General features: G+C 63.5%; 11 protein-coding genes. 6 read left to right on the plus strand and 5 right to left on the minus strand.

Annotated features, from left to right (window positions below; all coding sequences use genetic code 11):
• Positions 1 to 20 precede the first annotated feature (20 nt).
• A complete protein-coding gene (locus LPA36_RS07185; protein WP_228875436.1) occupies positions 21 to 920 on the minus strand; it encodes a DMT family transporter in 900 nt (299 codons plus the stop codon).
• A gap of 115 nt (positions 921 to 1,035) precedes the next feature.
• Between LPA36_RS07185 and LPA36_RS07190 the strand changes: the two genes are divergently transcribed.
• Complete coding sequence (locus LPA36_RS07190) at positions 1,036 to 1,521, plus strand: Lrp/AsnC family transcriptional regulator (protein WP_228875437.1); 486 nt, start codon at positions 1,036 to 1,038, stop codon at positions 1,519 to 1,521.
• A gap of 44 nt (positions 1,522 to 1,565) precedes the next feature.
• Here LPA36_RS07190 and LPA36_RS07195 read toward each other — a convergent pair whose 3' ends face one another.
• Positions 1,566 to 2,456 (minus strand): alpha/beta fold hydrolase, encoded by an 891-nt coding sequence (locus LPA36_RS07195; protein WP_228875438.1) that lies wholly within the window; start codon positions 2,454 to 2,456, stop codon positions 1,566 to 1,568.
• Positions 2,457 to 2,752: 296 nt separating this feature from the next.
• Here LPA36_RS07195 and LPA36_RS07200 point away from each other — a divergent pair, with 296 nt between their 5' ends.
• Positions 2,753 to 3,706, plus strand: a complete 954-nt coding sequence (locus LPA36_RS07200) for an NAD(P)H-dependent flavin oxidoreductase (protein ID WP_228875439.1) — start codon at positions 2,753 to 2,755, stop codon at positions 3,704 to 3,706.
• A 64-nt stretch (positions 3,707 to 3,770) separates the two neighbouring features.
• Here the strand turns inward: LPA36_RS07200 and LPA36_RS07205 are convergent, their stop codons facing one another.
• From LPA36_RS07205 to LPA36_RS07215, 3 genes are all read right to left on the minus strand, one after another.
• Complete coding sequence (locus LPA36_RS07205) at positions 3,771 to 4,709, minus strand: LysR family transcriptional regulator (protein ID WP_228875440.1); 939 nt, start codon at positions 4,707 to 4,709, stop codon at positions 3,771 to 3,773.
• A gap of 214 nt (positions 4,710 to 4,923) precedes the next feature.
• On the minus strand, positions 4,924 to 6,012 hold the full coding sequence (locus LPA36_RS07210; RefSeq protein WP_228875441.1) for a porin: 1,089 nt from the start codon (positions 6,010 to 6,012) through the stop codon (positions 4,924 to 4,926).
• A 718-nt stretch (positions 6,013 to 6,730) separates the two neighbouring features.
• The gene (locus LPA36_RS07215) at positions 6,731 to 7,249 is read right to left on the minus strand and encodes a hypothetical protein (RefSeq protein WP_228875442.1); all 519 of its coding nucleotides are present in this window, start codon (positions 7,247 to 7,249) and stop codon (positions 6,731 to 6,733) included.
• A 532-nt stretch (positions 7,250 to 7,781) separates the two neighbouring features.
• Between LPA36_RS07215 and LPA36_RS07220 the strand changes: the two genes are divergently transcribed.
• The 4 genes from LPA36_RS07220 (at position 7,782) to LPA36_RS07235 (ending at position 13,515) form a co-directional block, all read left to right on the plus strand.
• Positions 7,782 to 8,807, plus strand: coding sequence for a bile acid:sodium symporter family protein (locus tag LPA36_RS07220; RefSeq protein WP_228875443.1), 1,026 nt, complete (start codon positions 7,782 to 7,784; stop codon positions 8,805 to 8,807).
• Positions 8,808 to 9,098: 291 nt separating this feature from the next.
• A complete protein-coding gene (locus tag LPA36_RS07225) occupies positions 9,099 to 10,946 on the plus strand; it encodes an EAL domain-containing protein (protein WP_228875444.1) in 1,848 nt (615 codons plus the stop codon).
• Positions 10,947 to 11,257: 311 nt separating this feature from the next.
• Entirely contained in the window at positions 11,258 to 12,244 is a 987-nt protein-coding gene (locus tag LPA36_RS07230; protein WP_228875445.1) for a LacI family DNA-binding transcriptional regulator, read from the plus strand.
• Positions 12,241 to 13,515: an AGE family epimerase/isomerase gene (locus LPA36_RS07235; RefSeq protein ID WP_228875446.1), complete on the plus strand. Its 1,275-nt coding sequence runs from the start codon at positions 12,241 to 12,243 to the stop codon at positions 13,513 to 13,515. The genes LPA36_RS07230 and LPA36_RS07235 overlap by 4 nt, the downstream gene beginning before the upstream one ends.
• Positions 13,516 to 13,518: the final 3 nt, after the last annotated feature.

A 13,518-nucleotide genomic window follows, 5' to 3' on the forward strand; every position in this document is an offset into this window, starting at 1 on the left:
CCGCCGGCGCAAACCGCGGTTCAGGGCGCCGAATACCGACGCTGCGGCACGATGCGCCAGCCGAGATTGACACCGGCTGCGGCAAGCAGGATCAGTACGGCGCCCACGACCTGCACCCACGCGAGCTTCTGCCCGAACGCCACGCGGTCCACGATGATGGCGACGACCGGATAGATGAACGAAAGCGCGCCGGTCATCGCGGTCGGCAGCTTCTGGATCGCGCCGTAGAGCAGCACGTACATCACGCCTGTGTTGACGACGCCCAAGGTGGCCAGCTTCACCCATTGCGAGCCGCTCGCGGGCAGCGCGTCGAAATGGACAAACGGCGCGAGCATCACGACGCCGAGTCCGACCTGGATCAGCGCGATCAGATGCGGCGGCGTGCCTTTCAGATGCTTCGTGATGATCGACGACACCGCGTACAGAAACGCTGCACCCACCGCGAACGCCACGCCTTCGAGGTATTCGCCGGGCACCGCGAGCACCGCCGGTTCGACCTTGACGACCAGCACGAGCCCGACGAACGCGACGAGCAACCATGCGACAACCGACGCCGTAATGCGCTCGCGGAACACAACCGCGCCGAGCGCCACCAGCATGAACGGCTGCGTGTTGTAGACGGCGGTTGCCATCGAGATCGACGCGCGCGAATACGCGGCGAACAACAGGATCCAGTTGGCGACGATCGCCGCGCTGCCGAGCGCGGTGAGCCCGAGCATGCGCCACGAGAACAGGTCGCGACGGAACAGCCCAAGTGCGGCGCAGACAATGGCGAGCGTCGCCGATCCGAAGACGCAGCGGAAGAACACGACGTTTTCCGACGATTGCCGCGACGACACGACGAGCCAGCCAATCGCGCCCGACATCAGCATTGCGACGGTCATTTCGGCGGCGCCGCGCCGGATTTCGCTTGAAGCCATGATTCGATCCTTCCTGCCAGTTCCTTACTTAAGAGGAGTGTAATTAATCCGGCGGATCGAATACATGGATAAACTTAAGCTGCAGACAAAAATCACCTTTCGAACGAAGGCTGACATGACAAAGCGCCTTTTCTCCGACGTCGCGCCCGTCGCGCTTGACGACATCGATCGCGCGCTCATTGCCGCACTCGCCGAGGACGCGCGCGTTGCGGTGAGCGAACTTGCACGCCGCGTCGGACTCTCGGCGCCGAGCACCGCTGACCGCTTGCGCCGGCTCGACACACAGGGCGTGATCGAGCGCTTCACGGTGCAGCTCGACCCGCGCGCGCTCGGCTACACGCTACAGGCAATCGTCCGCGTGAAGCCGTTGCCCGGCCAGCTGCATCTCGTGGAAGACGTGATCCGGCGCATTCCGGAGTTCGTGGAATGCGACAAGGTGACTGGCGACGACTGCTTCATCTGCCGGCTGTATCTACGTTCGATCGACCAGCTCGACACGATCCTGTCGAAGGTGACGGAGCGCGCCGAGACGAGTACGGCAATCGTGAAATCGACACCCATCCAGCGGCGCCTGCCGCCGCTTGCATTCACCGATCAGTAACCGGCATCCAGGGCTCGCGAACGCAAAAAAAGGACGCGGCGTCGTTATTGTTCGATGGCTTCGAAGAACGCGAGCATCTCGGCGACGAGCGCGTCCGGCGCTTCTTCCGGGATGTAATGCCCGCACCGCAGCGCGCGTCCGCTGACGTCACGCGCAACGTGGCGCCACTCCTCAAGCGGCTTGAAGCATTTTTCGATGACGCCCTCCTCGCCCCACAGCACACGCAGCGGGCAACCAATTTTGTGACCACGCTCGATATCGGCGCGGTCGTGATCCAGATCGATTGTCGCGGACGCGCGGTAGTCCTCGCACATGGCGTGGACCGCGCCGGGCTGGCGAAGCGCGTCGCGATACGCGGCGAGCGCTTCGGGCGCGAACGGCGCAAGACCCGCATGACGGCTGCCCATCACGCGATCGACGTACACATCGGGATGCGCGCCGATCAGCGTCTCCGGGAGCGGCTCAGGCTGGATCAGGAAGAACCAGTGGAAATAGAGCGTGGCGAACGTGCGGTCCGTGGCTTCGTACATCGCGAGCGTTGGGGCGATGTCGAGCAGCATCAGGCGCTCCACGGCATCGGGATGATCGAGCGCCATCCGGTGCGCGACGCGCGCGCCGCGATCGTGCGCGCACACGAGAAAGCGTTCGAAGCCGAAATGCTTCATCACGGCGACCTGGTCGGCCGCCATCGCGCGCTTCGAATAGGGCGTGTGTGAGGCGTCGCTCGCTGGTTTTCCCGATGCGCCATAGCCGCGCAGGTCGGTGGCGATCACGGTGAAATGCTCCGCCAGCTGCGCCACGCAGCGATGCCAGATCAGGTGCGTCTGCGGGTGGCCATGCAGCAGCAGGAGCGGCGGCCCGGAGCCGCCCTTGACGCCGAAAATCTCCAGATCGCCTGCGGCGACGCGAAACGGCGTGAATTCCTCGAAGGACATGGCGGGCCTCTTGTCATTTTGTGTGTCCTGCATTGTAGAAGCGCGACATGTCCCGGTGAGGTGTCCGAGACCACCAATTCATGGAAACCGAAGAGTCCCTCAAACCCGTTTCCATGAGCACGTCCGTGCTATTCCTCTATAATCGAACGATCGTTCTTAATTTTTGCCGCGCTGAAGCGCCGATGTTGAGCGGCGTGCGCCGTGCCGGCATCGTCCGCTGCGTTCAGCCGCTACACTCACAGGATCGGGCGCGCCAGCATCGCGCGCACCGGTCCGTTCACAAGGAGACTTGCGCCATGGCATTGCCCGCCGTCCTGCAGAATCTTGCGTTGCCCCTCGTCGCCTCGCCGATGTTCATCGTCAGCTATCCCGAACTCGTGCTTGCGCAATGCAAGGCCGGTATCGTCGGTTCGTTTCCCGCGCTGAACGCACGCCCCGCCGAACTGCTCGACGAGTGGCTGACGCAGATCCAGGCTTCGCTCGCTGAACACAAGGCCGCGAATCCGGACGCGATGATTGGACCGATCGCGGTCAACCAGATCGTGCATCAGTCGAATACGCGTCTCGAGCACGACGTGCGCGTGTGTGTCGAACACAAGATCCCGATTTTCATCACCAGCCTGCGCGCACCTTCGCGGGAAATCGTCGACGCGGTGCATAGCTACGGCGGCATTGTGCTGCACGACGTCATCAACCTGCGGCATGCGGCGAAAGCACTTGAAGCGGGCGTGGATGGTCTGATCCTTGTCGCAGCCGGCGCCGGTGGTCATGCGGGTACGACGTCGCCGTTCGCGCTGACGGGCGAAGTGCGAAAGATGTTCGACGGTCCGATCGTGCTGTCGGGCGCAATCGCCAACGGCGGGTCAATTCTCGCCGCCCAGGCGATGGGTGCCGATCTCGCCTACATGGGTACACGCTTCATCGCGACGCGGGAAGCGCACGCGGTCGATAGCTACAAGCATGCGATCGTCAATTCCAGCGCATCGGACATCATCTACACGAACCTCTTCACGGGCGTGCATGGCAACTACATCCGCGAAAGCATCGTGAACGCCGGGCTGGATCCCGACGCACTGCCGGAATCGGACAAGACCAGGATGAACTTCGGCAGCGACAAGGCCAAGGCGTGGAAAGACATCTGGGGCGCGGGCCAGGGCGTCGGCCTGATGGACGACGTACCTTCGGTGGGGGAACTCGTCGCGCGTCTGAAGCAGGAATACGAAGCGGCAAAGTCGCGGCTGCATATCTAGTCTCCGGCGCAGCGCGTCCTGCGCCGCCCGGTCTGCCCGGTCTGCCCGCGCTGGCCGGGCGCGGTCAGCGCACGGCGGCGGCCTTGATCTGGTCGAGCGTCGGCCAGAGCGCTTCGCTCGCGAAGCGTTCGGCGAGAAAGTCGACGAACGAGCGCACCTTCGCCGACAGATGCCGCCGGCTCGCGTACACGACGTGTATCGGCAGTTCGCGCGGCGGAAGCTCGTCGACGAGAAGCGGTACGAGCCGGCCGGCGGTGAGATCGTCGCCGATCACTTCGGTGCCGAGCATCGCGATGCCGGCACCTTGCAGCACGACCACGCGCTGCGCTTCAAGATGGTTCACGATCATGTTACCGGCGAGCCGCAGCCGTGCGCCCGCCGCATCGACACCCTGCGCGAGTTCCTGCGCCGACACGCCGGTGTACTGGATGAAGTTGTGCTTCTCAAGATCGGCCAGCGTCTTCGGCGTGCCGTAGCGGCGCAGATAATCCGGCGAGGCGCACAACACGATGTGCGCCATCGCGATCTGCCGTGCAATCAGCGAAGACGATTTCAATCCCGTCGGCGATGCCCGGATCGCCACATCGAACCCTTCGTCGATCAGTTCGACGACGCGATCCGACAACGTGATGTCGACCGTGACCTGCGGGAACTGTGCCGCGTAGTCGGTAAGCGCGCTCATCACATGACCCAGCCCGAACGCCGTCAGCGACGAAACCCGAAGCTTGCCTTGCGGCACCACGCTCGCCGCGCCCACGGTCTGCCCGGCTTCATCGAGTTCGGTCAGCACCTGCGAGAGCCGCTCGTAGTATTCGCGCCCAGCCTCGGTCGGAGCGACACGGCGCGTCGTGCGGTTGAGCAGGCGCGCACCGAGCTGCTGTTCGAGGTGCATCACATGCTTGCTCGCCATCGCCGCCGAAATGTCCATCCGCTCCGCCGCGGCAACGAAGCTGCCCGCTTCGACGACGTGACGAAACACTTTCATGCTGACGAGGGTGTCCATGGCTAATCGCTCACAACAGGAATGAATCGGGGCTGTCGGAGGGACTTTATCAAGGATCAGTGGGGAAAGCGCGAAAGGACCAAGGCACCGTGCAAACAAAAAGCCTCACGTCCGGTAGAACGTGAGGCGCCTGGTCTTCTCGCGATGTCGCTTCCTGCCGGCCCGCGTCGTGCTGCGAACGGGGCCGGTGATCCTCTGCCAAACGTCGTGATATTTAGAACTTCGCGCGGATGCCGACGCCGAACGTATCGCCCGACGACTGATCGCTGATCTTGTCGTACATGTAGGCAGCATAGACGTCCGTACGCTTCGACAGCGGATAGTCGTAGCCGAGCGCCGCGGTCTGACGCGTCTGGTTGAGGCCGCCACCGTCACGCGAATAGGCGTACGAAGCCATGACCGTGCCCGGACCCGCCGGCACGCTCACGCCGCCCTGTCCCGTATTGACGTGCCAGCTGCCAAACGCGCCCTGGTCGTTCTTCGTGTACATGTACTGGCCGAAGAACTTCACGTACTTCAGGTCGTACGACAAACCGATCTGGCCCACACCCTGGCTCTTCAGGTCGAGCACACCCGAGGCACCCGGATTCGACAGGTCGCCCGGGGCGTTGTTGAAGTTGACGTACTGGTACACCGCGGTCGCCGCGAACGGGCCGTGGAAGTACAGCACCTGGCCGCTCCACTTCTTCGCGCCGTTCTGGGTCGTGTTGCCCAGTGCGTACATCGCGGTCGCCGACAGCCCGTTGAAGTTCGGCGACTGATACTGCACGGCATTGTTCCAGCCCGAATCGCCGGTCACACCCTGATCGGTGTTGTACGTCGGGAACGTGCCGAGGCCGAGGTAGACATGGGCCACCATCGGCGAGAACACATACGAGTCGATGAACGGGTTGAACAGGATCGTCGACACGAAGAGCGGCGTCGTCAGACGGCCGGCGGTCAACGTACCCCACGGCGCTTCGATGCCCACGTACGCATTACGCGAGAACATCGTATCGCCGGTGAAGCGGCCGTACTGACCGTTCTGCGCAAGGAAGAAGCCTTCCAGGGTGAAGATCGCCTTGTAGCCGTTACCAAGGTCCTCCGCGCCCTTCATGCCCCAGTACGAAGTCGACATCCCGCCGCCCGACACCACCCACGAGCGTTCGTTGCCTGGGAATTTCTGCGAGCCGACCCACTCGTCGACCTGTCCGTAGAGCTGAACGCTCGACTGCGCGAACGCGGTCGATGCGCCTGCCAGCAAGCCGGCGATCACTGTTGCCTTGAGCGTGGTCTTCAGCGTGCGGCTGACGTTTGTTTTCATGGGTTCTCCTGTCTTTGTCAAAAGTAAGCGTGGCTGGCGCGTCGGGTTCACTCGCGCAAACGGTTGTTCTTGTCCGTCAGGTCGTCGAGCTGATCTGGGTCGGTGGGCGGAGACCATCTTTGCGGACCATTTTTATGAAAAAAAATATGTCTGGTTATTGCCGGTATATGAGCCTGCTTAGTTTCTTCGAATAACGGCCTGTTAAAGCACGGTCGTACCCGAAAGCAAATGCAGTGCGGCATGCCATCCCCTTCCCCGCAACCACGGCCGCCATTGCCTTGTGGGCGGACGTCGTGTGCAAACGGCGCGCGCATGATGCATTGCGCAACCGGCTTTTTTCCGAAGGCCGAATCGTGCACTGAAGATTGGGTTTTTCAAAAAAGTGTGGCGCGCACGCGTCATATCGGCGACCGCGAAGGGACCTCGCCAGCAGCGCGCGATGGCCCGGGACAAACGAAGGCTGATTAGCGGTGCTGGAAAAGGGGGCGGGAGGCGCAGATGCGGGTTGACTTCAATGCTCGGGAGACCGAAATCCCCCGGGATCGAGGATCAAACCCGCGGAATCTGTTCAGGCAGCCGTAAGGAAAAAACGAGACTCGCGCAGACCACGCCTGAGTCGCGCCGGTTTTGCGCACCGCAGACACAGACTCGACGACAGGCGACGTGCGACCGGCGTCGCCCGAAACTCACTCACGAGGGATACGACAGGCGGCAACGATCAGTTGCGATAAGGCGACGGCGTGGGCGGCCGGGGAACGTCATCCGGCGGATGGGGGATGGAGCGCACGGCGCCGCGCTCTTCGTTATAGCGGGCAACATCCGCACGGATCGATCCGGTGCGCACGACGGGCGCGTTGGCGGGAGGACGCGGCACCGGGCGACCTTCGGTGCTGACCGGCGTAATCGCGCCGGCGTAGCGCACCGGTTCGCCATCGGCACGGAACGGACGGTCCTGCGCGGTGAGGCGCGGCGAGCCGTCATACGCCAGCGCCGGCCGGCGGGCCGTGCCGAGATTGCGATCGCCCTGGCTCACACGTGTACCGGGTTGCAGGCCATACCAATGACCGCCGCCCGCCGCATTCTGCTGCACGGGCCGGAAGAACCCGCCACCGTGAGCAGGACCGCGAGAGGCATCGCCATGGGGCGCAGGCGAAGGTTTTGCGAAGGCGAACGCAGCCATGAGCGCAAACAGTGCGCCCAGCAGCCAGTGCAACCCCTTCGAATACCCTGCGTTCACGATCCTTCACCTGCTCGACGACCCGCCCCAGGTTCACCGTTCGAGCATGGGCGGAACCTGATCTGGGAGTCGGGCGAGCCGGCGACGCAACGCCGGGCCCGACGACTTCCCAATGGCCTGTGAGCAGTAATTTATGGGCGGCCATCCGACGTGTCGAGCCAAAAAATGTTATGCCACCTGAAGGGTTGTAACACCATGTTACGGCAGGGTTTTTCGTGAAAAAGCGCATGCAGCAAGGCTCTCCGGGCAGTGAAGTACCGGCGTCCGGCGCGCCTGATCCGACACCCCAAAACGCGCCAGTAAATACGACCGAATGCATTGCGCCAGGCGAAATCGCGCCGCTAACCTGCAGGCGTCGCGTGCTCGCAACATGCACAATACGCATTAATCGATTCTTCAAATGAATTTGCATATTCAATCGAAAACGCTGGACAATAGGCGTTTTCATTGATTGCCTTGCGCGACCGGTGCCATATTCGCGCGCCAGCGTTTTTCGCGTCACACTGCATCCATTGCTTCGAGATTCCCCGAGATGGCCCGCCCTAAACTACTTCCCGACAATTTCACGCTATGCCTCGTCGGCACTGTCATTCTGGCGAGCCTGCTGCCCGTTCACGGCCAGACGGCCGTCGCGTTCAACTGGCTGACGAATATTGCCGTCGGACTGCTGTTTTTCCTGCACGGCGCGAAACTGTCGCGTGAAGCGATCATTGCGGGCGCCACGCACTGGCGGCTGCATCTGGTGGTACTGCTAAGCACGTTCGCGCTCTTTCCGCTGCTCGGCCTCGCGCTCAAACCGCTTCTTTCTCCGCTCGTCACGCCGGCGCTCTATGCGGGCATTCTCTTCCTCTGCACGCTGCCATCGACGGTCCAGTCGTCCATCGCGTTCACCTCGATTGCGAAGGGCAACGTACCGGCCGCCGTGTGCAGCGCGTCGGCATCGAGCCTGCTTGGGATCTTCATCACGCCCGCGCTCGTCAGCGTGGTCATCACGAACCAGGCTGCCGGCGGCACTTCTGCGTGGCACACGGTGTGGAGCATCGTGCTGCAACTGCTCGTGCCGTTCGTGGCCGGGCAGTTGTTGCGCCCGGTGATTGGCCGCTGGATCGAGCGCAACCGCGGCGTGCTGAAGTTTGTCGACCAGGGCTCGATCCTGCTCGTGGTGTATGCCGCCTTCAGCGAGGCCGTGAACGAAGGCCTCTGGCATAACATTCCGCTCACCGCGCTGGCGGGCCTCTTCGTGGTGTGCGGGGTGCTGCTCGCCATCGCGCTCGCACTCACGATGTTCGTCAGCAAACGGCTTGGCTTTAGCCGCGCGGATCAGATCACGATCATCTTCTGCGGTTCGAAGAAAAGCCTGGCCGCCGGCGTGCCGATGGCCAAGGTGATTTTTGCTTCGCATGCGGTCGGTGCGGTGGTCTTGCCGTTGATGCTGTTCCATCAGATCCAGCTGATGGTGTGTGCCGCGCTCGCGCAGCGCTGGGGCGCCCGCGATATCAACCCCGAGAAGCGCGCCGCTGGCAAGGAAGCCGCGCCAGCCGCGGTTGCACGGCGTTGAGCGGACGGATGCGTCGAACAGATAAACCATGAGATCTCCTGAGCGAGAGTGCGACGAGGCGAACCGCTCGTCGTGAATCGTGAAACCGGAAAGCCGCCCTGTGCGGCTTTTTGTTATTTCACGCGACGCCGCATCGGCCGTCACCTCGGCCAGATGGCATAGCCTGCAACGCCATCAGGCCAGCTGGCCGCTCCGCGCACCATCGCGGTGCGCCGCTTCACCAAAGATTCACTTAACTGCTACGGAAAATGGCCGTTAAGTCGACAGTCCCATCGTTTCGGCAACCCGCCCATGTCTGCTCGCGTGCCCCTCGGCCAGCCCTCGTCGGGCATCGAAGATCTGATTGCCCGTCGTGAACTGTCCGCGGTGTTCCAGCCCATCATCGATTTCGACGAGGGGACGATCCTCGGCTATGAAGGTCTGATCCGCGGTCCGTCCGGCTCACGGCTGGAGGCGCCGCACGCGCTCTTTGCGCAGGCCGGCGCCGAAGGCTGCGCGATCGCGCTCGAACGCGAAGCTGCGCGCACCTGCATCGAGGCGTTCGCGCGCCTCGAATGCGAAGGCAAGCTGTTCCTGAACTTCAGCGCCGGCGCCATCCGCGCGCTCGCCGAAGCGAGCGAAAGCACGCTATCGCTTTTGCGTCAGTCGGGCGTCGCGGCGAACCGCATCGTGATCGAACTGACCGAGCAAAGCGCGATTCCCGACATCGGCAGCTTCCTGCCGATCATCCGGACGCTGCGCGCGTCCGGCGCGCAGTTCGCGCTCGACGACTACGGCACGGCGAACGCGAGCATGAACCTGTGGGTGCGCCTGCAGCCCAACGTCGTGAAGATCGACCGCTTCTTCATTCACGACATCGCGAGCGATCCGCTCAAGTTCGAGGCGGTCAAGGCGATGCAGCATTTCGCGAACGCGAGCGGCGCGCGGCTTGTCGCGGAAGGCATCGAGAACGAAGCGGACCTGATCGTCGTGCGCGACATGGGGATCGGATGCGGGCAGGGCTACTTCTTCGGACGGCCTCATGCGCAACCGTCACGCGTCGTCAGCGACGACGCCCGCGAGGCGATCCGCGCGCATCACATCGCCGTGTTCCCCGAGACGACGCGCACAGTCGGCGCGTCGCCTTCGGGCGGCATGGCGTCCGACAGAATGCTCGTGCACGCGCCCGCGCTGCCGCGCGAGGCGACGAACAACGACGTGCTCGGCCTCTTCAACCGTCTGCCGGACCTGCACGCGGTTGCCGTCGTTGAAAACGACGAGCCCGTCGCGCTCATCAACCGTCGCGCGTTCATGGACCGCTATGCGCTGCCGTATCACCGCGAGCTGTTCGGCAAGCGGCCGTGTCTGCAGTTCGCGAACGCGTCGCCGGTCGTCATCGAAAAATCGATGACGGTCGAGCAGATGGCCAAACTCCTCGCGAGCGACGACCAGCGCTATCTCGCCGATGGGTTCGTTATCACCGACAACGGCAAATACGCCGGACTCGGCACGGGCGAAAAGCTCGTGCGGGCGGTGACGGAAGTGCGGATCGAAGCGGCACGCTATGCGAATCCGCTGACCTTCCTGCCGGGCAACATTCCGATCAGCTCGCATATCGCGCGGCTCGTCAGCAACGAAGCGGCGTTCTACGCGTGCTACGTCGATCTGAACCACTTCAAGCCGTTTAACGACGAGTACGGCTACTGGCAGGGCGACGAGGTGCTGAAATTCGCCGCGGCGGTGCTCGCCGACGTGTGTGACCCGACGCGCGACTTCCTTGGGCATGTCGGCGGCGACGATTTCCTGATCCTGTTCCAGAGCGACGACTGGCACGCACGCGCGTTGCGCGCAATCCAGGCGTTCAACGAAGGCGCGCAGCGTTTCTACGCGCCGGCCGACCGGCTGGCGGGCGGCATCCACGGCGAAGACCGGCGCGGCAACCCGACGTTCTTCGGCTTCGTGACGATGGCGATCGGCGGCGTGCGCGTGAAACCGGACACCGACGCAGCGCTTTATACGAGCGAGGAGATCGCCTCGGTGGCGGCGCTGGCGAAGCGTCGCGCGAAACAGGAACCGTCGGGATTCGTGCTGATCGACAGCGACGAGAGCGAAGCGCTGATACGCGGGCGCGTCGATTCGCCAGGTTTCATCGGCGGCTGAACGCCGGTAGCGGGCACGTCGCTTGATCCCCGTCGTTGCCAGCCCGGTGCAGACGGCGCACGCCTTCACATCACATCAGACTGACACGACAGGCAGGCATCGTGAGAACAGTCGCACCCATCCGCAGCCATCAAAAGCACCCGACTTGACTTCGTTTAGTTTATTTTACTAAACACATAAAACCACGGCTATACCTATTGAATACAGCGTTCTGCACGGGTTAACGCCATACGGCGAGGGTTTTCGCGACCGGGTTTTACTATACAATCTCCGGACTCGAAACCAGCGGCCCTCCGGCCAGCCATACGTACATGGGGACAACCATTCGTGACATCGCGCGCGCTGCCAGCGTGTCGATCGGCACCGTCTCACGCGCGCTGAAGAACCAGCCCGGTCTCTCCGACGCCACGCGTCTGCGTGTTGTCGAAGCTGCGCGACAGCTCGGCTACGACGCCGCGCAACTGCGCATGCGTATCCGCCGGCTCACGTTCCTGCTCCATCGCCAGCACAACAACTTCACGGTGAGCCCGTTCTTTTCGCACGTGCTGCACGGCGTCGAGGATGCGTGCCGCGAACGCGGCATCGTGCCCTCGCTACTGACGGCCGGACCGACCGAAGACGTGATCCAGCAGATGCGCGTCCATTCGCCGGATGCAGTCGCCATCGCTGGCTTCGTCGAACCAGAAACGCTCGCCACGCTCGTCAAGATGCAGCGGCCGCTCGTGCTGATCGATCTGTGGGCGCCCGGTCTGCGCTCGGTGAATCTCGACAACGCCGAAGGCGCGGCACTCGCGATGCGACATCTGTTCGCGCAGAACCGCAAGCGCATCGCGTTCATCGGCGGCTCGCTCGCGCACTTCAGCATCGCGCAGCGCGCGCTCGGCTACCGCCGCGCGTTCTTCGAGGCGGGGCTCCTGTTCGACCCGTCGCTCGAAGTCGCGATGGACGCCGGCCTCGATCCCGACACCGGCGCGGCGCAAGCCATGGAACGCCTGCTCGAGGCGCGAGGCCCGCGCGTCGATGCCGTGTTCGCCTACAACGACGCCGCCGCGCTCGCCGCGATGCGCGTCTGCCAGGCGCGGGGCCTGCGCGTGCCGGAAGACATTGCCATCATCGGTTTCGACGATATTCCCGCTGCAGCGCATGCCACGCCGCCGCTGTCGACGATCGCCGTCGACAAGGAAGCGCTCGGCCGGCGCGGTGTCGAGTTGCTGCTCGATGCTGCGCCAGCCGAAACGGAAGTCCGCCTGCCTGTTCAACTCATCGCCCGTGCCAGCACTTCGGTGAAAAAGCCATGACGCAACCCGACCTGAATCACGCCAATCCTCACGCCGAAACCACGGTGCCGGCACCGTCCGTCGCGAGCTTTCGCGATCCGGAATTCCTGCTCTCGCACATCAAGGACACGCTGCGCTTCTACGCGCCGAACGTGTTCGACCCGAGCGGCGGCTTCTTCCACTTCTTCCGCGACGACGGCTCGATCTACGACAAAACCACGCGCCATCTGGTAAGCAGCTGCCGCTACGTCTTCAACTACGCGATGGCTTACCGCCAGTTCGGCGACCCGCAGCATCTGGAGTACGCGCGCCACGGCATGCGCTTTCTGCGCGACGCGCACTGGGACGCCCATCACGAAGGCTACGACTGGGAACTCGAATGGCGCGACGGCCACAAGCGCGTGCTCGATTCGACACGCCACTGCTACGGCCTCGCGTTCGTGCTGCTCGCGTATTCGCACGCGGCGATGGCGGGCATCGAGGAGGCGAAACCGATGATCGCCGCGACGTTCGATCTGATGGAACACCGCTTCTGGGATGCGGCCGCCGGCCTCTACGCTGACGAGGCATCCGCCGACTGGCACGTGTCGAGCTATCGCGGTCAGAACGCGAACATGCACACCACCGAAGCCCTCCTGACCGCGTACGAAGCGACCGGGCACCTCGTCTATCTCGACCGTGCCGAGCGCGTCGCGTCGAACATCACGCTGCGTCAGGCGAAGCTGTCGCAAGGTCTCGTGTGGGAGCATTTCCACGCGGACTGGTCGGTGGACTGGCACTACAACGAGGAAGACAGCTCGAACATCTTCCGTCCGTGGGGTTTCCAGCCGGGTCACCAGACCGAATGGGCGAAGCTGCTGCTGATTCTCGAACGTCATCGTCCGCTGCCGTGGCTGCTGCCGCGCGCCATCGAACTCTTCGACGCCGCAATGACGCACGCATGGGACGAAGACCACGGCGGCCTGTACTACGGGTTTGGCCCGGACCGCACGGTCTGCGATCATGACAAGTACTTCTGGGTGCAGGCCGAGACCTTCGCGACGGCGGCGCTCCTCGGCAAACGCACGGGCAACGAACGCTTCTGGGACTGGTACGACGAGATCTGGCGTTACAGCTGGGCGCATTTCGTCGATCATCGTTATGGCGCGTGGTATCGCATCCTCACGTGCGACAACCGCAAGTACAGCGACGAAAAGAGCCCGGCCGGCAAGACCGACTATCACACGATGGGCGCCTGTTACGAAGTGCTGACACACGCACTCGCCGACGCGCCTGTCGAATCTGCACGGTGACCA

Origin of the sequence: Paraburkholderia saeva, assembly GCF_907164555.1 — a bacterium.
GTDB lineage: Bacteria > Pseudomonadota > Gammaproteobacteria > Burkholderiales > Burkholderiaceae > Paraburkholderia > Paraburkholderia saeva.